Here is a 16,650-nt window from a genome sequence, read left to right as displayed (position 1 = left end):
GGGCCCTCTCTACGGTCAGCCAGCGCGCGACTTCCGTCGCGCTTCCCGCTGGGCATCGATGCTGTTCGTGGGCGTGCGCTTCTCGGTGCTGCCGGAGAAGTCGCTCGATGTGCGCGCGGGCGCCTGGCTCGCGGCCTTGAGCTTGGGGTTGTCGGTCACGGCCTGCTTGATCGCGGCGTTGACCTTCTTCGCGAACTCCTCGTCGCCCGGGTCGAGATCCCCGATCGACTTCAGGAACGTGCGGGAGTCGGTGAGCGCGTCCGGGTCGGCCCCGTGCTTGGCCGCACCCCGATAGACGGCCAGCTCGACCGCGGTCTCGCGGTGAGCAGCGGTCGCCTGCTCGATCTGCTGCTTCAGCACCGCCGGATCCGGAGGCGTCTTGTCGTCGTCCTTGATCAGGCCGAGCGCCTTGCCGAGCTCCTGCACGATCTCCGTACGTGCCTCGTCCGCCGCGGACTTCTTCGCCGTGGTGCGGGCCTTCGCGGCTTCACCGTTCGCCGTCTTCAGCTCCTTCTGGAGCCGGGCGATCGTGGCTGCCGGATCGTCGTCGCCGTCCTTCTTCGCGGGCGGCTTCGGCTTCGGCTTGTCGTCCTTCCCCTTGGCGTCGGAATCTCCAGCGTCGTCGTCGCCGGTCCCGCCGGCGTCGTCGTCTCCGGAAACGTCCGTGCCCTCGTCGCTACCGCTGTCGTCGCTGTCGGATCCGGAGTCGTCTCCGTCCCCGCCGTCGGCGTACAGGTAGGGGGCGAAAGGGGCGTGCCCGTAGGGGTGTGCCCACCCTTCGCCGTCGAGGGCGCGGTGGCGGGCGAGAGTTCGCTTGTTCATGCGTGCACTCCTGGTGCGCGTAGAGGTGGGCCCCGCACCCGGCGGGACCTGTCTGCATGCCGGAGCGCGCCAGGCGCACCGGACGTGTGTGGGCCCGGATCCGGGCATGAAAAAAGGCCCGCACCAGGCGGGCCGTGAAGTGGGCTGATCTCAGCCGAGGTTGACCGGGCGGGCCTTCGCGTAGCCGCGCACCCACGCCGTACGGCGCAGGTCACCAGCGGGGTACGGGCACGTGGACGGCGGAGCCTTCTCGCGGCCAGCGGCCAGCCCTTCGCCGAGCGCGCGTACGAGCTGCTCGCGGGGCATAGCGGCCTCCGGGTCAGAGTCGGTTCTGCTGGTCACTCCGGGCCTTGCGGGCGGTACTCGCGGCGTCGCTGGCCTGTCCGGTGACCATCTCGGTGTACTCGGCCAGAGTAGTGCGCGGGTTGTCCGCCCACCACCGTTTCAGGTCTTCTGAGGCGCGCGCGTAGGCGACGTGTGACGGGCCCGTGAAGAGGCTGCCCGGGTCGATGCCTGCGGCCTTGGCCTCCCGGCTCAACAGGTAGCCGTTCGTGGCGTCCTCGGCGGCCATGTACTGCGCCCACACGTGCTCGTCGTACATCTCCCGTATCTGCTTCCGGGTGTACGCGCCGCGCGCCGTCTGCTGCTCCGCCTCCCGCTCGGCGATCCACCGCTCCGTCGCCGTCATGCCCGCATACGGGTCCGGGAGATCGTCGACCAGATGCGACCAGTCGTCGACGTCGCCGAGCGGGCCGAGGGCCTCGTCGAGGGCGGCCCGGTCGGCGAGCTGGCCCTCGACCGTGTGCGCGCCGGCTGCCGCGGGCGCGGGCTCGGGCGGGTAACGGCGGTCGAGCTCGGCGGCGATCCTCGCTGCGGCCCGTTCGTCCGCGTACCGCATTGCCCAGCCGAGCATGTCGTCGCCGAACGGCGCCAGATCCGCGGCGAGTTGCCCGGCAGGGAACATCGCGGCGAGCATCTGCCGGCGGTCGGCCTCCGCGGCGATCGCGGAGAGCTGGTCGCCGCTGGCGGTGGCCGCGCGCAGGCCGAGGGCCTCATCGGACATGCCGACCAGCGTGGTGTCGATGCCGGGCATGCCGGTGTCGAGGTCGCGCCGGTCGAGTTCCGCAGCGATCCGGAGCGCCTCGTCGGGCCCCATGTCGCGCAGTGCGCGCCCGAGTTCGTCATCGGCAAAGCCGGTGAGGTCGTCGACGAGCCGGCCGAGCGGCCGGATCCGCGCGAGGAGCGCCGCATGGTCGCGGCGATCAGCCTCGTCACGGACGCGGGCGAACGCGCGGTCGTCGAGGGCGCCGGAGCGCATCGCCTGGCCGAGCTGCGTGTCGCTCATCTCGGCCGGAGTCCGGGTGTCGCCCGCGCGGAGGCGTGCGGCCTCGATGGCGTCCTGCGGCGGCCGCGTGCCGGTCGACAGGTTGGAGGCGCCGGGCTGCTCGCGGTAGCGCTTGCGCATCAGCTCCGGGTGGTTGTCCAGGTGCTCGCGCATGGACTTCTGCCAGCCGCGCACGCGCGCCTGTGCGGCCCGCTTCGCTGCCGGGTCGACGGCGGATGCGGCGCGCAGCTTGTACTTGCGGATGTGCCGCTCGATCTCGCGCTGCCGCTGCGTCGCCTCGTACCCGTCCGGATCCGTGGCCGCATCCTTCGGCGGCACCGTGAGGCCCGGCAGGTAGGCGCCCACGGTGTGCCTGCAGTTCGGGTGTTGCAGCCCCGCCATACGCGCCTCGTCGACGGTGCCAGCCACGTCGACGCGAACCATGCGGCCGTCCTCGGTGGCGTGCTCGACCTCGACCGTGCGCCGCCCCGACGGGCCGGACAGGGCGAGGATCTTGCCCTCCCACGGGCGACACAGCGGGCACTCGTGCGGCGAGTTCGAGACGATGACCAGGTCGACGCCGGCCGCGGTGAGCTGGTCGGCGTGCGCCTCGACAGCGGCCCGGCCCACGGCCGTACGCGTCGCCATCTCCGCATAGGTAGGCATCGACCACGAGCGCCCGGCCCGGTCCATGAACGAGGCGATGCCCCGGTCGGTGAACCGCTGCACGGCCTGCTGGGTGGCCTGCCTGCGCGTGTCGACGCCCATGAGCGGGGTCGCCGCTGACTGCGCGATCACCTGCCGGTAGACGTCCTCGACGCCGCGGAGGATCCCCCGGTGCGAGGCGGTGACAAGTTCGTTGGCCTCGATGGCGAGGCGGTCCACGCGGCGGGTGCCCGGCGTCTCCTCGGCGATCCGGCGCGCATCGTCGTCGTGGAGCGCGCCGAGTTCGAGGATGCCCGCGCGGGCGCCCACGTTGTACGCCTCGGCGACTGCGTCATGGATCTCCAGCGAGGTCGCCTTGCCGAGCTCGTCGACGACCGCCTGAGCGCCGCGGCGCAGGGCTTGGATGTCGGCGAGCTTGGCCTCCATCCAGTGCGGTGCGTCGATGCCGTCGGCGAGCCGTCGGGCCACCATGGCGAGGAGCCGCTCCTCGGCGGCCGCGTACAGGTCCCGTACCCCCGCGGACAGGTCTTCGGCCATCCACGGGGACACCGGCATCCCGTACCCCCTACGGCAGGTCGCCCATCTGCATCGGGTCCGGCACCGCAGTACCGGACTCGGCTTGGATGAGGGCGACTTCGGCCTGTACCTGCTTGTCGTCCCACTCGGGATGCACCATGCGGACGAGGGTGTCGGTCGACGTTGCCTGCGCGCGGCGCAGTACGTCCGCCGTATTGGCCAGGCTGAGCGGATCCTCCTGGACGGAGTCCTCGAACTCGATGTTCGGCCGCTGCGCCTGCACGCCGGTGCCGAACACGAACGCGTCGACCGCGAGGAGCGCCTCGACTGAGTGCGCCAGTTCGGGCCGCCACCGGAGGATCTTCCGGCCGCGCGTCGTCATCGAACGGCGCTCCTTGGCCACGGTCTCCGTCGCGGTCACCGCGATGTCGCCGCCGAGCCCGAACGTCTGCCCCGAGTAGCCAGCACTGCGGAGGATCTGGTTCACGAGATCCTCGGCCGTGTCCCGATGCTCCTGCACGCGGATTGCGAACTGCGCCACCGTGAGCTGCGTACCGGAGTCGCCACGCGCCAGCATCTCCAGCCCCGCGAACGCCTCTTGATCCGGATTCCACGACGCGCCGCGCCCCGGTCCCTGCGACTGGAGGTACGCATTCGGCACGAGGATGCGGCCCTTGCCGAGGCGGATGTCCCGCATCCACGACGAGTAGGTTTCGTCGAGCGCGTCCATCAGCGGCTCGACGCCGTCAAGGTCGGAGCGGCCGAGGTCGGCGAGCCGCGGCCGGCACCGCCACCGGCGGGACGCCTGGTTGGGGATGTACGACACGTCGAGCAGGGGGTAGCCGGTCTCGATCGCGCCCTGGTCGTTGACGATCTCGGCATAGCCCTCGGTCGCCGGACTGTCCTCCAGCGGCACCGGCCGGCCGAGCTTGTCGCGGGTGCCCTGGTAGAGGCCGTGGAGGATGACGCCCGGCTCGTGCCGTTCCAGGTGGCGCCAGACTTGGCCGTCGTCTTCGCCGACTACCCGCCAGAACGTGACGGCGCTGAGCTTGCCCCACGTGAACTCGGGGACTGCGCGGTCGGCGTGCTCGGCGACGAGCCAGGGACGGTCGGCGATGTCGATGTCGTAGACGGGGCGCAGGTACACGCCGCCGAGCGCGGCGCCGACTTCGGCCGCGGTCTGGAGGGTGGCGAGCATGCCGTCATCGGCCAGTTCGTCGAGCCGGGCCTGCGTCGCGGTGTCCTCGACGACGAGCTTCGGCGGCTCGGAGAACAGGAGGTCGGCGGATCCGCCGCAGAGGTCGCCCGCGATCGGCACGTGCATCTTCGTACGGCGTTCGCCGGGCGCGGTCGGGGTGCCCCACCACCAGCGGGCAATGCGGCCCACGACGCCGCCCGCGTACTGCATGCGCTTGGGGTCGGGGCCGCCGCCGGTGCTGCCGCCGTAGAGCTGCTCCAGGCGGTCGGGGTCGCCGGACCACCAGGAGTCCCAGGTGTGCATGGCGTCGAGGGCGGGACCGAGGTGCGGGGGCGGCCACACGGTGTCACTCGTGGGCAGCGGCATCCGACACCTCCTCGGTGAGTTCGGCCTCCAGTTGGCCAGCGCAATCGCGGAGGAACGCAATGAGTTGGCGCCGTACGTCCCGCTCGGTGACGGTGCCGTCGATCACCGGTACCGCGAGGTCGCCCCAGTGGCCTTCGTGCTCACCGACGCGGACGTGAACGGGCATGCTGATCTCTGCCGCCATCAGGCGCGCTCCCGTTCCATCAGTAGGTTCGCCATGCCGAGCCACGACCCGGCGAGGTCGTCGAGCCGCTCCATCAGGACGAGGTTCGTTTCCCCTTCGGCGTGCCGTAGGAGCCGGGCCGCGTTTTCGATCGCCGCCTCCGGGGTCATCGGCGGTGGCTGTTCTCGGCTCACGCGGCGACCTCCAGTCGGGTGGGCAGGTAGGGCCGCCACAGGGCCTCGGTCGTACGGATGCCGTATCGGAGCGCGTCGCAGCTGTGGTCGTTGTCCTTGATGGGCTTGTCCTCGCCGCGCTCCGCTGCCGCGTCGTCCCACGAGTAGCCGGGCAGTTCGTCGATGAGGCCGCGTGCCGACTCGTGTACGGCGAGATCACCGGTCGCCAGGAGCGACGACACGGTACGGATCCCGTCGAGCACGGTGTTGTCGGCGGCCGTCACACCGCTGACGCCGTCGCGGTGCAGCTGCTCGATGTACGACGACGCGGACGGGTCGACGATCGTCCACTCCGGGGCGACGCCGACGACGTTGCTCTCCGGCTGCGGCACTCGGGCCAGCCACGCCCGTCGGGCCTTGCTGTACTCGGCGTCGGTGAGCGAGCGGCGTTCCATCCGCGAGTCCCACCGGAACTCGCTCGCCACGTACAGCCGCGATCGTCCCGTGCCCGGGTCCCGGCCGATGCCGAACAGGAGGTCGGCGTACGGGTTCACGGTGCCGTAGTCGATCGCATCGCACAGCCACCGCTCGATGCGCGGCAGCGTCTTGACGACGTGCTGCTCCGGATCGAACTGCTCGTAGATCGCGCCCTCGGACTGGACCCAGTGTCCGGCAATGAACCGCCGGTACCAGAGGCCGACGTACTCGGCCTTGAGTGAGGCCACGTATGCCGGGTCCAAGGCGGGGTTGTCGTCGAGAGTGAAGTGCCACTGCCTGAGGTCGAGTTCGCCGGCGCGGTCGAGGAACTCCTTCTTCAACCAGTGGCCGGGGTTGTCGGGGTTGGTCGTGGCGAGCAGCCGGGCGCCCTTCACGGAGAGGCGGCCGAGGAGCTGGTTCCAGAATCCGCGCGGCATGAGCGTGGCCTCGTCGACGTAGGCGAGGCAGCACGTCATACCGCGGAGCCGTCCCTCGGCCCGTGAATCGGCGGCGCCGATGAGGTGGATAGTGCGGCCGAGGATCGTTGCGGTGGTCGCGCCACGGGTGTGCACGACGAGCTTTGCGACCGGGCCGAACAGGGCCTCGTCCTGGAGCGGGTCCAACACGTTCCGCTCGATCGTCTGCAACGACCTGCCCACGATGATTATCAGCCCCGAGGCGGGGGCGACCGACACGGCGATCAGGAACGCGACCAACGAGGCGATCGTCTTGCCCGAACGGATAGCGCCGTGCCACACGTTGATGCGCGCCTGCGCGCCCGCGATGGAACTGATCTGCTTCCGTGACAGGGGCAGCGAGTCGAGCATCAGCCCTCCCCGCTGTCGTCCTCCCCAGACGGCTCCTGAGCGGCCAGTCGGGACAGTCCATCGGCCAGCGAGCCGAGCATCGACCGGGCCGCCATGACGTTGGTCTCGTCGACCTCTGGCGGGATCAGCTTCATCGACTTCTCGATGGCGATGCCGGCTGCGGCCATCAGTGATTTCTTGGCGTCCGCGGGCGGCTCGTCGACGTCGTGCTCGGTGTACGTGTTGTCCTTGCCGCCGATGTTGAACACCTTTGAGGGCGTCCAGAGTTGCTCGGTGAGGCGTTCGGCGTCGCCTTGGAGGGCCTCGGCGAGCATGATGCGCCGCTCTTCGAGGTCGGCCTTCCGTGCGCGCGTGGCCTCCTCCGTCAGGGTGCGATCGAAGGACAGGTCCATTCGCGCGGCGTACACGCTGATGGTGCGGAGGCTGCGGCCCATGGCGCGGGCGATGGCGTTGCGGCCAAGGCCCTGCCGGTGGAGTTCCCGGAGCTGCGTGAGTTCGGCCTCGGTGACCGTGTGGGTGTACTGGTTCGGCACAGGGTCACCTCCTCGGGACATGCGGGAGCCCGGCCGCGGGGACGTGTGCGGCCGGGCTCGTCAGTGGGGTCGGTCAGGCTTTCCAGCCGGCGTCGAGGCAGGACTGAGCGAAGGTGTCCGCTGCGATCTGCCACGACCCGTCGGAGCCGCCCGCGCCGCGGGCGAGCACCTTGCCGTTGTCGGCGATGTTCTTGGTGTACGACTTCGGCGCCCACTTGTTGACCTTGTGGGCGAGGTCGAGGCGGGCCTGTGTGGTGTCCGCGCTCTGGTAGTCCTTGGCGAAGTCGTCGCAGGCGAACTTGCCGGCATCGTCGAGCTTGTTCGGGTTGGCCTTCTCGGTGGCGCTTGCCTTCGGCTTGTCGGTGGCGCTTGCCTTGGGCTTGGCGTCGCCGTTGTCGACGGACGAGCAGGCGGTGAGTGCGAGGGCCGCGGTGACGAGTAGGCCGGCGGCGGTGGTGCGGCGGTTCATGGTCCCCCCAGGACGGGTGTGCTGAGGGGCCATCATCGCGGCGTGTGGTGTAAGTGGGAATGCCCGTTGCGGACCTTTTGTGGGTTTGCCTGTTTCCGGGCATGCCAAATCTGCGGCCCACTATGGGGCATGATCCACGCGAACGTCAAGCAAAGTTGAGGTTCGCGTGGAGATGCTCCTGGGGGCCCGGGGTCAAGCCAAAGACACCTGTACTGATGCCAGGCGCTCACGCGTCACGGCAGAGTACGCGGCGGAGTGCTCGATGCCGACGAACGAGCGCCCCTCCTCGAGAGCGGCAACCCCGGTAGTGCCCGCGCCGGTGAATGGGTCCAGCACCGTTCCCCCTCGGGGCACGATACGTACGAGCTCCCGCATCACATCGACGGGCTTCTGTGTGATGTGGCGCCGCCGGGCGCCGCGGGGCTGGCTGCCGGTGAAGTGCCCGGGGAGATAGACGGGCTCGTCGCCGGTGAAGACCGGGCCGTTGCTGCCCCAGACGATGAACTCGCACTCCTGTCGCAGACGGCCAGGCTGGGGCCGCGCGGTGGGCTTGTGCCATACGGCGATGCCGCGCCAGGTGTAGCCGGCAGCCTGTAGGGCGTCGGTGGTGACGGGAAGTTGGCGCCAGTCGGTGAAGACGAGGGCGGCGCCGCCGGGCCGAGTGAGCCGGTGGCATTCGGCGAGGATCAGGGAGAGCCAGGCGAGGTAGGAGCGTTGGTCGCGGTTCTCGCCGGTGAAGTCGCCGAGGTCGTGCCCGTGGTTGCGGCCGGCTTCTGTGAGGTACTTCGCTCGGGCGGTGCGGGCGGTGCGCTCGGTCATGGTGCGGCCGCCGCTGTTGTATGGCGGGTCGCAGATGACTGCGTCGACTGGAGTGTCGAGAGCAGGAAGCAGGGTGAGGGCGTCCCCCGTGTGCAGTGTCCAGTTGGGCATGGTGGCCTTTCGCTGGGTCGCGTGCGCTGGGATGCGAGCGAGTCATTAGCGGTGGCCTGGCAGCGTGATCGTTCTTCTCAGGTAGTTGCCCATTGAAACCTGTTGGAACGCGAAGGCCCCGCCGCGACGGGGGATGCACGGCGGGGCCTCACTGCCGGGCACAACCCGGCGTGCGCGTTCAGTGTGGCGGAGCTACTGCTTCGGCGCACCCGGAACGGGCTTCTCCTCTACGGGGTAGTACCCGCCCCGCGAGGCCCGGTACTCGGTGGCGTTCTCCGTGTCGGTCTCCGCGCGCTTCGGGTCGCGTATCGGCATGTCCTTGGGCAGTGGCACGATGGCGCTCCTGTCTCGTGAATCGGGATGGGTGAACCGGGGCGGTCGGGCGCCTGGCAGCAGTCGGCCGCCCCGGGGCTTATGGGTTGGTCAGCGGCCCCAACAGTTCGAGAGGACCAGGGCGAGCAGCACGAGCACGGCGAGACAGCTCCCGTTGGGGAGCCAGCCGTCGCCGCGGCCGGCCGCGTGGACGTGGTCGATGCCGTCGCCGTCGATGGGCCGGTGGCCGCCGTGCGCGGCATCGCGGTGCGCCTGTTGGTCGGCCTCCGCTTCCGTCTTGGCGTCGCGTCTCTCGGGCGCCTCGGTGCGGCACTGGGCGCAGCGGTACAGGTACGGCACGAGGTGCTCCAGGGGTTGCTACTACGGGCCGCTACGGGTGTAGCGGGGGCTGCTACATGGCTGGTCAGGGACGTAGCTACGGCGGTAGCTACACGTCAGGGGCCGGATCGGTCGCCTCGTCGGGAGAGGGGGCGAGAGCGGCCTCCAGGTCGGCCCGGTACACGCCCCGGTTGACCCTCCCTGCGGCGTTCCGTACGGAGGGGCGGAGGGGCACGCGGAGGGCCGCGAGCTTGGCCTCGACGTCGGCCCGCGACGGGGGCTCCTGCCCCGCCTGCGCGGCCCCCTTTTCGAGGTGCTCCAGGAGGGTCTTGAGGTGCACCCCGCGGGCGTCCCCGATGAGGTGTTGCAGGAGGCCGAGGAGCGGCTCGATCGGGGGCTCCTCGACGGCCTCGGCGTCGGCCCGCTTGGCGGTGCCGCGTCGCTCCTCGACCCGCTCGGCGAACTGGTTGATCGCGGACCGGGGAACGAACAGGCCGACGACCGTGAGGAGCACCAGGGGTACGGCGATGAGGACCCACCCGCGGTAGTAGGCGCAGGCCCACACGGCGAACACGTGCCCCCAGTACGTGGCGGTGGCGCCAAGGCGGGCCGTGCCCCAGGCGAACCACGCCTTCACGGCATGGACCAGGGCGGCGGGGAGCGAGAGAGCTTTCCCGTCCTCCTGCTCCTCCCCAAGCTCCTGCTCCTCGACGTCCTGCTCGGCCTCCTCGACGGGCTCCGGCTCCGGGGCGGCCGGCTTCTTACGCAGGCTGATGTGCATCACTGGAGACCGATCCGCGCGTTCTCGATCGCGTCCGCGAGGTAGGTCCAGTTCCCGCCCGCGCCCTGCGCGAGGTAGAAGAACACCAGCGTGACGAAGCCCAATTGCTTCGTCGACAGCTTCAGATAGAGCATGACGATCGCCGTGGAGAGCGCCAGCGCCGGCATCGTGGCCCCTTTGGTCAGGCCACGCAGGAAGTTGATGACGGTACCGGCCGCGTCCGGAACGATGTTGAACGGGCCGCCCGCCGCCTTGTAGGCGCTGGCTGCGAGCATCGCGACGAGCAGCGTTGTCCACCAGCCGAGCGGCTTGAGCTTGCCGCCGCCCGGGATGCCGACGATGAGCAGCACAGTCAGTACGAGGGCGATGCCGACGGGGCCGAGGTCTCCGAACACGCGATGATCCTTAAGCGGTTGGGGCGTACAGGAGCACGCCAGCGAGGGCAGTAGCAGCGGGAACGGAGGCCATCCAGGCGACGGGCCACCACCAGCGGCGCGACCGCCGGTACAGGGCCAGGCAGGCGAGCCCGACGACGAACCAGAAGATCGACTGAGCGTCGATGGGGCCGTGCGCGTGGATCCACGCGACGACGTCCTCGGCGAAGTCGACCCAGCCGAGCGACCAACCGAGGCCGGCCGCGGCGAGGTTGGCAGCGAGGCGGCGGATGCGGGGCGGGACGTTGTCGAGCGCGTCCATGAGGGACTGCCGCGGGTCGGCGACTGCCGGGTGTTCCTGCTTCGGCTTCTTGGTCTTGGCTCGCTTGCTGCCGGAGCGCGTCTTGAGGCGCGGGGCGCGCTTGCGCGGGGTGGGCTGCTCCTGCGGCTCGTCGTCCTCCGGATCCGGACCGGTGTCCGTGCTGGTCGCAGGTCCGATGGGTGATTCGCCGTCCGGGCCGTAGAGCCGGGTGAACCAGTCGTCCGGATCCGGGGCGGGCTGGAATCCGGCGGGCAGGCGTGCGGGCGCGGCGGGGAGCGGCTGCTCCTCGTCGGCATCCGGGCCGACGCCGTGCTTGCGGAGGATGCCGCGGATGCGCAGCTCGTCGGGTCCGGGTCGGGTGTCGGTCATGGGGTGGGCCTCTCGGCGAGGGCGTCGCGTACCTGCTCGGCGCGCGGCTGGCCAATGCGGAGTGCGGTCTTGAGGGCGCGGATCGAGGCGGGCTGTCCGCGGTGGGTGCGCCTGTACTCGGCGTCGATCTCGCGGGCGCGGTCGAGGAGTTCGGCGGGTACGTCGCCGTCGGGTACGCGGGCGTGTACTTCGTCGCGGGTACGGTCCGCGGCGAGTACGGGTACGGGTGCGGCCATCGGGTTCGGGATGGCGTCGGTGAGCGCGAGGTCGAGTACGAGGCCCTGCTCGTGCACGGCTTCCGGCTCGGGCAGTTCGGGAAGTACGGGCGCGGGGTGTACCGCGGGGTGTACCTGTGCAGGTGGGAACCCTGCTCGGGTCGCGATGCGTACCTGTGTCTCGGAGACGGGTACGCCGTACTCGCCGCACAGGGCGGCGATCTCGGCCGCGGTCTTCAGCGGGTGCGCGGCCCGTACTTGGGTGACGACCTCGAACGGGTCGAGGCGTCGGAGTTCGGCGCCGGCCACGCCGAGCGGGGTGGGCGGGTGCGGCTCGTCGAGTACGGGTGTACTCGCCCACGGCGACACCAGAGGTACGGTCCGCAGCTCCGCCGAGGTACGGCGGGCGGCGAGTTCGAGGAGGAGCCGGTGACGCTGCGCCCCGTCGATCCCGACGCAGGCGCGGGCGACCGCGGCAGCGAGTCGGGCTCGTCCCCACGCACGGAGGTGGCGCCGGGACGCGAGGCGTACGGCGCGCGCGGTGGCCCGGTCGCGGCTGATCTGCTCGGCGGTGCGGTCGCGGGTGGCGAGGCCGAGGCGGGACAACATCCGCTCGCGCAGCTCGCGGCCGATGACGGGGAGCAGCCCGGAGGACAGCGCGGCCGGGCGGGCGACTCGGATCTCCAGGCCCATGGCGAGGTGCCAGAGCATGCCGGCCATGACGGGGCCGATGACGGCGCGGACGGTGCCGCCGACGATGCCGGACTCGGCGTAGCAGGGGATGACGAGCACGGCGGTGATGAGCCACATGAGGACGCCGGGCACGCCGCCGGTGCCCGCCTTGGCGTCGGTGGTGGTCGCGGCTTTGTGGGCGCGCGCCATGATCCCGCAGGCGAGGAGGGCCAGTTCGGCCGCGGCGAACATCGCGGCCCGCTCGGTGGCGTCGGCCATGTCGAGCCAGTTCTCGGCGAAACGCCAGCTCGTGTCGCCGGAGTAAGCGGTGCAGACGAGGGCCCCGGCTGCGGCGACGAGAACGGCGGCGGGCGGGAACCTGAACGCACGGATCGCGTCCGCCGCATGCCACAGGGCCACGGCAAGGAAGGTGACGACGACGACCGCGAACACTGCGGTGATGGCGGCCGGCCAAGGGTTGGCGACCGCCCACTCGGTGAGCTGGTCAACGATCACTGGTGCTGCTCCAGAGATGAGGAGGCCGGGCCCGCACCGGGGGTGAGGCGGGCCCGGCCGGTCAGTGGGTGGTGATCCAGACGACGGCGAAGACCCCGGCTGCGAGGCACGCGACGATGCCGAGGAACTCCCAGGGGCTGCCCCTCACGCGAGCACCGCACCGATCACGGCGGCCACGGCGAGGACGCACAGCAGGAACATCGCCCCGCACCCGGTCTGCGGCTCGTGGTCATAGCTGACGCGTTCTTGGATCTCGCGCTGGGAGCGGCCGCGGTCCGAGTTCCGGGGTCGGTTCCAGGTGCCGCCGAAGGTGTCCGGCATCAGGTGGCCGCCTGCTCGTTGCCGTGCGCGCGGGCCTCGGCGAGCTGGTCGCGGGCGGCGGCCTGCTGCGCGGGGTTCTGCGCCGTGGCGTAGTCGGCGGCGGCCTCCTGGTGGAGCGCGGCGACGCGTGCGGCTTCATCGGGCGGGGACTGATCGGTACCGTTGGGCATGCCTGCCTCTTCGTGGAGTTGAAGGTGGGCGCCCCCGGCCCATATGGCGTTCCAGCGCCGGGCCGGGGGCTTTGTGCATCAGCCGTGCCGGGCTGCTTTCACGAATGTATGGGACCCCATACACTCGTGGCAAGCGGCCCGCCCAATCGAGATGAGGCCGGGTGTGACCGAGGAGGCTCAGCGGGTGATCGAAGCCATGAACGCGGTGGAGGCGATTGCCGATCCGGAGGTGCGCGCCAGGGCTATCGGCGAGGTGCTCGCGGATCAGGCGGCGAGGGCGCAGCGTTGGCGGGAGGATCGGCGGGCGGTTGTACTGGAGATGCGGGCGCAGGAGCCGCCGGTGTCGTATCGGAAGATCGCGGCCACGCTCGGGGTGTCGCTGCGGACGGTGCAGGACATCGAGGTCGGCTATTCGGGGTCGGGAAAGAATCGGCCGCGCAAGGAGGAGTCTTAGCGGTGGATGATCTCGTGCGGTGGCTCGGTGCTCAGCTCGACGAAGACGAGCGGATCGCGCGGGCGACCCTGTGGGACGACGACGCCGCTCTTGGTAGCGGCCGCTGGAGGTCCTACGATCGCGGGCCTGGCTTCGTGCATCGTGAGGCACGCTGGGTCGTCATCGACGGGGCTGACGAAGGCGTCGTGGACTACCGGCCGCAGGCAGCGGACGACGAGGCCGTGGCACGGCACATCGCCGAGCATGATCCGGCGCGGGTGCTGCGTGAGATCGACGCCAAGCGGGAGATCCTCGCGACCGTTCAGCTGCATCTCGATGCAGCGACGTCCACCGACTCCATGCTGAGCGGCCCGGCGAAGATGGGGCTCGTCGCGCTGCGACCGGTGGTGAAGGCGCTCGCTTCCCCGTACACGGAACGGCCCGGCTTCCTCGATGAGTGGCGCCCCTAGGACTGTCGCAGTTGAGCCCCCGCCCCGGCTGGGTGCGGGGGCTTCGTCGTGCCCGCCGCGCCCCGTCGTGGGGCGCGGCTTAAGATCCGGTTCGTGGCGATCGAACTTCCGGATGACCTGACCAAGCTTCAGCGCGCGGCCGACGACGAGGGCAAGAAGCTGGAGCACCTCGACGGCGACGAGCTCACGGCACAGCGCGAGCTCTGGTTCGACAAGGTGGCCGAGGCTCAGGCCGCGGTCACTGCGCACGCCAAGGACAACGGCCTCAGTCGGTTCGACGTCGAGAAGCAGCTCCGGCAGATCACCCGGCACCCCCCGAAGCCGGAGTAGGCCACTCGCGGAGCGGCCACTCCCGCCCGTCGTCCCACTCGGTGAGGAGCAGCCGCGCACTCGCGTGCTCCTCGTGCTGCGCCCGGAGCCCGTCGAACTTTCGGTCGGCCGTATCCGGGTCGTCCCACCAGCCGTCCAGGATCCGCGCGCCGTCGCGGTCGAAGGCGACGTGGTAGCGGCCGGGCGGGGTGTAGGTCACAGGTCGCCGCCGCAGTGCGGGCACATGCGTCGGCGCCTCCAGCCGCGCGTGCGGATGTCGATGCCGCGCTCGCGCATCTTCTTGAGTTGGAGGCTGATCGTCGAGGGGGTGACGCCGACGGCGTCGGCCAGCTCGCGCACGCTCGGCTCGCCTTCGAGCTTGAGGAGCAGCTCGCGGTACGCCTGCTCGATGCCGGCCTGTCGCATGTCGGCGGGCTGCGAGTGGATGGTGCGGGACATGGTCACCCCCGGAGGCTTGGCGATCACTTCCCTTCAACTAGAGCACGTGTTCGATTTATTCGGCAACGAAGCGTGCGACCTGCGAGCCTCGCCCGGCAGGTGCACCCTGGAGGTATGGCGAGCGCCCCGATAGTCGTGCACCCGCCGCTCGGCACGGGCGGCCGGCGCCTCGTCGCGCGCGGGCAGATCCTCGGCCTCGCACACTCCGATCACGACGTCGTGGAGTTCCTGCGCCGGGCCGGGCTGGAAGGCGCCGAGGAGCTGCTCGATGATCCGTCGTGGGTGAAGTGGCGGGGCGGGCGCGCGCACCACTACGAGGCGGCATAACCCGAGGAGGAGCCATGGCTTACGAGTTCGACGAGAAGCCACCTCGCTGCCAGCTCTGTGGGCGCCCCAAGGTCGAGGTCTCGCGCCGCACGGATCCGGACGTGCCGGATGTCGAGCAGGACTGGGTGTGTCCGGTCCATCGCGGACGTGCGGACGAGCCTCCCTCAGGGGAGTGACGGCACCCTCGCCGCGAGGTTCCCGAGCAGGTAGCGCGCGAGCTCGACGTCAGGCTCGTGCCCGTCGCGGATGTCGGCGAGGAGCCCCATCAGCTCGTGTGCGTCATCGAGGCTGAGCACAGGGAGCAGCGGGGCGGGCGGCGGGGGCACGAAGGTCACGTCGTCGAGGTCCACGACTGGATAACGCGCCCCACTAGCCGGCAGTCACTCGATGCCTACTCTGCCGTGGCGGAGATCATCCCGGCGTAGTCGTAGATGATCTCCTGGTCCTGCGCCACGAGGGCCGACTCACGGATGCCATAGAGCGCGAGCTGAGTCGGGTCCGGGTCGTACTCGACAAGGATCAAACGGTCGACCTTGTCGGACTTCGGCCACGGCCAGTCAAGGCCGTCGAACGGGCCACCGTAGAAGTAGATGCGGCGGGACTTGAACATCGAATACCACCTTCGTGTTATCCAGGCCCCGCGCCTAACTCCTAAGGTACAGGCCGACACTGACGCATGCTCCGGCGTCGTCAAGCGGCGACGAGTCCGCCCTCTGTCCAGATCCGTCCGCAGCCTTCGCAGTGCGCGACCGGGGCCCGGCCCTCGCCGCCGTGCATCGTGATCTCCCCACCGCACGCGCACCGTTGGGCGATCGTCCGCTGCTGCGCCGCGATGTCGAGGGCGCGCTCGACGCGCTCGGCGGCGCCGGCCGCAACCATGCCGATGCGCTTCGCGTGCTGCTCGTTGATCGGCTGGCACGGGCCGGGCCGGTATTCGACGCGGGCGCACAGCCACAGGGCGGCGCGTACGGCGTCGCGGCGGCCGGTGTGCCGCCACCTGCGCGGGTCGGCCAGATCAGCGCGGGCGAGGACGGCTTGACGCTGCCGGTCGCGGTGGGCGATGTCGGCCTCGCGCTGGCTGGCGTAGGTGGCGTGGCGTGCGGTCGGCATGGCCATCGGCGTGCGCTGTACCTGCCGTGCAATGTCGTCGGCGCAGGCGGTGAGCGCGGCCTCGACGGCGCGCATGGTGTCGAGGATGTGCAACCGGATCGGGGTGGGGCGGTCGCCGAGCTGGAGCGGGTCGCGCTCGAGGGAGCGGAGGTGCGCGGCCTGGTGGCGCTCGTACTCGAGCTGCTCGGCGTCGGCGTCGTCGAGGCGGGCGAGGTAGCCGCGGAGGCCGAGGCCGAAGGCGCCCAACTGGGTTGGGGCTCCGGCGGCTTCGCGGAGGTCCGTCCAGTGCAGCGCGACGGTACGGAGGTTGGTGGCGGTGGGGTTCATCGAGTGCTCCTGTGGTGCGTGGGGCAGGTACGGTGAGGCCACCGGTGGGGGCGTGCCTGGTCTGGGGAGATCGTGGGCGCGCCCCTTCGTGCTGTGTCAGCGGATGCTGCCGTCCTGCCGCTGGTAGCTGTGGCGTGAGGCAAGCGGCAGGGTCTTCCAGGTGGGCAGGCACTTCGGGCAGGCATCGGAACCCTGTGTGGAGGGCTTGCCGGTCTTCGTGACCATGGGCGGGAAGCGCCAACCGGCGGCGTAGGCGGCTGCCCGCGCTTCGGTGCTGCTCCGGAACGACTCGCCGTCGTTGAACGGCTTGCCACATCCGTCGCAGTGGAGGATCACGCTGGAGATAGACAGAGTGGCCAC

At 70.6% G+C, this 16,650-nt stretch carries 29 protein-coding genes; 5 read left to right on the top strand and 24 right to left on the bottom strand.

What is annotated here, in order from left to right:
• Positions 1-15: 15 nt before the first annotated feature.
• From OG746_RS00295 to OG746_RS00210, 18 genes are all read right to left on the bottom strand, one after another.
• Positions 16-822, bottom strand: a complete 807-nt coding sequence (locus tag OG746_RS00295; protein WP_266710579.1) for a hypothetical protein — start codon at positions 820-822, stop codon at positions 16-18.
• A gap of 150 nt (positions 823-972) precedes the next feature.
• On the bottom strand, positions 973-1,128 hold the full coding sequence (locus OG746_RS00290) for an Rmf/CrpP fold protein (protein ID WP_266710577.1): 156 nt from the start codon (positions 1,126-1,128) through the stop codon (positions 973-975).
• A 13-nt stretch (positions 1,129-1,141) separates the two neighbouring features.
• Positions 1,142-3,367, bottom strand: coding sequence for a phage minor capsid protein (locus OG746_RS00285; protein WP_266710575.1), 2,226 nt, complete (start codon positions 3,365-3,367; stop codon positions 1,142-1,144).
• Positions 3,368-3,377: 10 nt separating this feature from the next.
• Positions 3,378-4,892, bottom strand: coding sequence for a phage portal protein (locus OG746_RS00280; protein WP_266710573.1), 1,515 nt, complete (start codon positions 4,890-4,892; stop codon positions 3,378-3,380).
• Positions 4,873-5,076: a hypothetical protein gene (locus tag OG746_RS00275; protein ID WP_266710571.1), complete on the bottom strand. Its 204-nt coding sequence runs from the start codon at positions 5,074-5,076 to the stop codon at positions 4,873-4,875. The genes OG746_RS00280 and OG746_RS00275 overlap by 20 nt, the downstream gene beginning before the upstream one ends.
• Positions 5,076-5,249, bottom strand: coding sequence for a hypothetical protein (locus tag OG746_RS00270; protein ID WP_266710569.1), 174 nt, complete (start codon positions 5,247-5,249; stop codon positions 5,076-5,078). Before OG746_RS00270 ends, OG746_RS00275 begins: the two co-directional genes overlap by 1 nt.
• Positions 5,246-6,532 carry a PBSX family phage terminase large subunit gene (locus tag OG746_RS00265; RefSeq protein WP_266710567.1) on the bottom strand — a complete coding sequence of 429 codons (1,287 nt, stop codon included), beginning with the start codon at positions 6,530-6,532 and terminating at the stop codon, positions 5,246-5,248. Before OG746_RS00265 ends, OG746_RS00270 begins: the two co-directional genes overlap by 4 nt.
• Complete coding sequence (locus tag OG746_RS00260) at positions 6,532-7,065, bottom strand: hypothetical protein (protein ID WP_266710565.1); 534 nt, start codon at positions 7,063-7,065, stop codon at positions 6,532-6,534. The genes OG746_RS00265 and OG746_RS00260 overlap by 1 nt, the downstream gene beginning before the upstream one ends.
• Positions 7,066-7,138: 73 nt before the next feature.
• The gene (locus tag OG746_RS00255) at positions 7,139-7,534 is read right to left on the bottom strand and encodes a hypothetical protein (protein ID WP_266710563.1); all 396 of its coding nucleotides are present in this window, start codon (positions 7,532-7,534) and stop codon (positions 7,139-7,141) included.
• 192 nt (positions 7,535-7,726) lie between these two features.
• Positions 7,727-8,464 (bottom strand): DNA-methyltransferase, encoded by a 738-nt coding sequence (locus OG746_RS00250; RefSeq protein WP_266710561.1) that lies wholly within the window; start codon positions 8,462-8,464, stop codon positions 7,727-7,729.
• 192 nt (positions 8,465-8,656) lie between these two features.
• Positions 8,657-8,797: a hypothetical protein gene (locus OG746_RS00245; protein WP_266710559.1), complete on the bottom strand. Its 141-nt coding sequence runs from the start codon at positions 8,795-8,797 to the stop codon at positions 8,657-8,659.
• A gap of 90 nt (positions 8,798-8,887) precedes the next feature.
• Complete coding sequence (locus OG746_RS00240; protein WP_266710557.1) at positions 8,888-9,136, bottom strand: hypothetical protein; 249 nt, start codon at positions 9,134-9,136, stop codon at positions 8,888-8,890.
• A gap of 88 nt (positions 9,137-9,224) precedes the next feature.
• Positions 9,225-9,896: a hypothetical protein gene (locus OG746_RS00235; protein WP_266710555.1), complete on the bottom strand. Its 672-nt coding sequence runs from the start codon at positions 9,894-9,896 to the stop codon at positions 9,225-9,227.
• On the bottom strand, positions 9,896-10,291 hold the full coding sequence (locus OG746_RS00230) for a hypothetical protein (protein WP_266710553.1): 396 nt from the start codon (positions 10,289-10,291) through the stop codon (positions 9,896-9,898). The genes OG746_RS00235 and OG746_RS00230 overlap by 1 nt, the downstream gene beginning before the upstream one ends.
• A gap of 10 nt (positions 10,292-10,301) precedes the next feature.
• On the bottom strand, positions 10,302-10,961 hold the full coding sequence (locus OG746_RS00225) for a hypothetical protein (RefSeq protein WP_266710551.1): 660 nt from the start codon (positions 10,959-10,961) through the stop codon (positions 10,302-10,304).
• Positions 10,958-12,364 (bottom strand): hypothetical protein, encoded by a 1,407-nt coding sequence (locus OG746_RS00220; protein WP_266710550.1) that lies wholly within the window; start codon positions 12,362-12,364, stop codon positions 10,958-10,960. Before OG746_RS00220 ends, OG746_RS00225 begins: the two co-directional genes overlap by 4 nt.
• Before the next feature lie 144 nt (positions 12,365-12,508).
• Entirely contained in the window at positions 12,509-12,685 is a 177-nt protein-coding gene (locus OG746_RS00215) for a hypothetical protein (RefSeq protein ID WP_266710548.1), read from the bottom strand.
• Positions 12,685-12,855 (bottom strand): hypothetical protein, encoded by a 171-nt coding sequence (locus tag OG746_RS00210; protein ID WP_266710546.1) that lies wholly within the window; start codon positions 12,853-12,855, stop codon positions 12,685-12,687. Before OG746_RS00210 ends, OG746_RS00215 begins: the two co-directional genes overlap by 1 nt.
• A gap of 163 nt (positions 12,856-13,018) precedes the next feature.
• Here OG746_RS00210 and OG746_RS00205 point away from each other — a divergent pair, with 163 nt between their 5' ends.
• The 3 genes from OG746_RS00205 (at position 13,019) to OG746_RS00195 (ending at position 14,088) form a co-directional block, all read left to right on the top strand.
• Positions 13,019-13,309, top strand: coding sequence for a helix-turn-helix domain-containing protein (locus OG746_RS00205; RefSeq protein ID WP_266710544.1), 291 nt, complete (start codon positions 13,019-13,021; stop codon positions 13,307-13,309).
• A gap of 2 nt (positions 13,310-13,311) precedes the next feature.
• Positions 13,312-13,758, top strand: coding sequence for a DUF6221 family protein (locus OG746_RS00200; RefSeq protein WP_266710542.1), 447 nt, complete (start codon positions 13,312-13,314; stop codon positions 13,756-13,758).
• Positions 13,759-13,851: 93 nt separating this feature from the next.
• Positions 13,852-14,088, top strand: coding sequence for a hypothetical protein (locus OG746_RS00195; protein WP_323179529.1), 237 nt, complete (start codon positions 13,852-13,854; stop codon positions 14,086-14,088).
• Here OG746_RS00195 and OG746_RS00190 read toward each other — a convergent pair.
• Positions 14,060-14,287, bottom strand: coding sequence for a hypothetical protein (locus tag OG746_RS00190; RefSeq protein WP_266710540.1), 228 nt, complete (start codon positions 14,285-14,287; stop codon positions 14,060-14,062). The two genes, OG746_RS00195 and OG746_RS00190, sit on opposite strands and share 29 nt — an antisense overlap.
• Entirely contained in the window at positions 14,284-14,526 is a 243-nt protein-coding gene (locus OG746_RS00185; RefSeq protein ID WP_266710539.1) for an ArsR family transcriptional regulator, read from the bottom strand. Before OG746_RS00185 ends, OG746_RS00190 begins: the two co-directional genes overlap by 4 nt.
• 114 nt (positions 14,527-14,640) lie before the next feature.
• Between OG746_RS00185 and OG746_RS00180 the strand changes: the two genes are divergently transcribed.
• Together OG746_RS00180 and OG746_RS00175 are read left to right on the top strand one after the other, a co-directional pair.
• Complete coding sequence (locus OG746_RS00180; RefSeq protein ID WP_266710537.1) at positions 14,641-14,853, top strand: hypothetical protein; 213 nt, start codon at positions 14,641-14,643, stop codon at positions 14,851-14,853.
• A gap of 14 nt (positions 14,854-14,867) precedes the next feature.
• Positions 14,868-15,029 (top strand): hypothetical protein, encoded by a 162-nt coding sequence (locus OG746_RS00175; protein WP_266710535.1) that lies wholly within the window; start codon positions 14,868-14,870, stop codon positions 15,027-15,029.
• Here OG746_RS00175 and OG746_RS00170 read toward each other — a convergent pair.
• From OG746_RS00170 to OG746_RS00155, 4 genes are all read right to left on the bottom strand, one after another.
• Positions 15,018-15,203: a hypothetical protein gene (locus tag OG746_RS00170; RefSeq protein WP_266710533.1), complete on the bottom strand. Its 186-nt coding sequence runs from the start codon at positions 15,201-15,203 to the stop codon at positions 15,018-15,020. The two genes, OG746_RS00175 and OG746_RS00170, sit on opposite strands and share 12 nt — an antisense overlap.
• Before the next feature lie 41 nt (positions 15,204-15,244).
• Positions 15,245-15,463 carry a hypothetical protein gene (locus tag OG746_RS00165; protein WP_266710531.1) on the bottom strand — a complete coding sequence of 73 codons (219 nt, stop codon included), beginning with the start codon at positions 15,461-15,463 and terminating at the stop codon, positions 15,245-15,247.
• Positions 15,464-15,543: 80 nt separating this feature from the next.
• Positions 15,544-16,290, bottom strand: a complete 747-nt coding sequence (locus OG746_RS00160; protein WP_266710529.1) for a hypothetical protein — start codon at positions 16,288-16,290, stop codon at positions 15,544-15,546.
• Positions 16,291-16,386: 96 nt separating this feature from the next.
• The gene (locus tag OG746_RS00155) at positions 16,387-16,650 is read right to left on the bottom strand and encodes a hypothetical protein (RefSeq protein ID WP_266710527.1); all 264 of its coding nucleotides are present in this window, start codon (positions 16,648-16,650) and stop codon (positions 16,387-16,389) included.

The organism is Streptomyces sp. NBC_01016 (assembly GCF_026341035.1).
Lineage (GTDB): Bacteria > Actinomycetota > Actinomycetes > Streptomycetales > Streptomycetaceae > Streptomyces.
The sequence above is the reverse complement of the archived record's forward strand: the minus strand, read 5'-3'. Positions and strand labels throughout refer to the sequence as shown.

What these genes read in the sequence shown, in the direction of transcription:
- OG746_RS00255 (WP_266710563.1), bottom strand. Translation starts at nt 7,534, where the DNA reads ATGAACCGCCGCACCACCGCCGCCGGCCTACTCGTCACCGCGGCCCTC.
- OG746_RS00275 (WP_266710571.1), bottom strand. Translation starts at nt 5,076, where the DNA reads ATGGCGGCAGAGATCAGCATGCCCGTTCACGTCCGCGTCGGTGAGCAC.
- OG746_RS00285 (WP_266710575.1), bottom strand. Translation starts at nt 3,367, where the DNA reads ATGCCGGTGTCCCCGTGGATGGCCGAAGACCTGTCCGCGGGGGTACGG.
- OG746_RS00160 (WP_266710529.1), bottom strand. Translation starts at nt 16,290, where the DNA reads ATGAACCCCACCGCCACCAACCTCCGTACCGTCGCGCTGCACTGGACG.
- OG746_RS00290 (WP_266710577.1), bottom strand. Translation starts at nt 1,128, where the DNA reads ATGCCCCGCGAGCAGCTCGTACGCGCGCTCGGCGAAGGGCTGGCCGCT.
- OG746_RS00210 (WP_266710546.1), bottom strand. Translation starts at nt 12,855, where the DNA reads ATGCCCAACGGTACCGATCAGTCCCCGCCCGATGAAGCCGCACGCGTC.
- OG746_RS00235 (WP_266710555.1), bottom strand. Translation starts at nt 9,896, where the DNA reads ATGCACATCAGCCTGCGTAAGAAGCCGGCCGCCCCGGAGCCGGAGCCC.
- OG746_RS00185 (WP_266710539.1), bottom strand. Translation starts at nt 14,526, where the DNA reads ATGTCCCGCACCATCCACTCGCAGCCCGCCGACATGCGACAGGCCGGC.
- OG746_RS00225 (WP_266710551.1), bottom strand. Translation starts at nt 10,961, where the DNA reads ATGACCGACACCCGACCCGGACCCGACGAGCTGCGCATCCGCGGCATC.
- OG746_RS00165 (WP_266710531.1), bottom strand. Translation starts at nt 15,463, where the DNA reads ATGTTCAAGTCCCGCCGCATCTACTTCTACGGTGGCCCGTTCGACGGC.
- OG746_RS00180 (WP_266710537.1), top strand. Translation starts at nt 14,641, where the DNA reads ATGGCGAGCGCCCCGATAGTCGTGCACCCGCCGCTCGGCACGGGCGGC.
- OG746_RS00265 (WP_266710567.1), bottom strand. Translation starts at nt 6,532, where the DNA reads ATGCTCGACTCGCTGCCCCTGTCACGGAAGCAGATCAGTTCCATCGCG.
- OG746_RS00215 (WP_266710548.1), bottom strand. Translation starts at nt 12,685, where the DNA reads ATGCCGGACACCTTCGGCGGCACCTGGAACCGACCCCGGAACTCGGAC.
- OG746_RS00280 (WP_266710573.1), bottom strand. Translation starts at nt 4,892, where the DNA reads ATGCCGCTGCCCACGAGTGACACCGTGTGGCCGCCCCCGCACCTCGGT.
- OG746_RS00295 (WP_266710579.1), bottom strand. Translation starts at nt 822, where the DNA reads ATGAACAAGCGAACTCTCGCCCGCCACCGCGCCCTCGACGGCGAAGGG.
- OG746_RS00175 (WP_266710535.1), top strand. Translation starts at nt 14,868, where the DNA reads ATGGCTTACGAGTTCGACGAGAAGCCACCTCGCTGCCAGCTCTGTGGG.
- OG746_RS00250 (WP_266710561.1), bottom strand. Translation starts at nt 8,464, where the DNA reads ATGCCCAACTGGACACTGCACACGGGGGACGCCCTCACCCTGCTTCCT.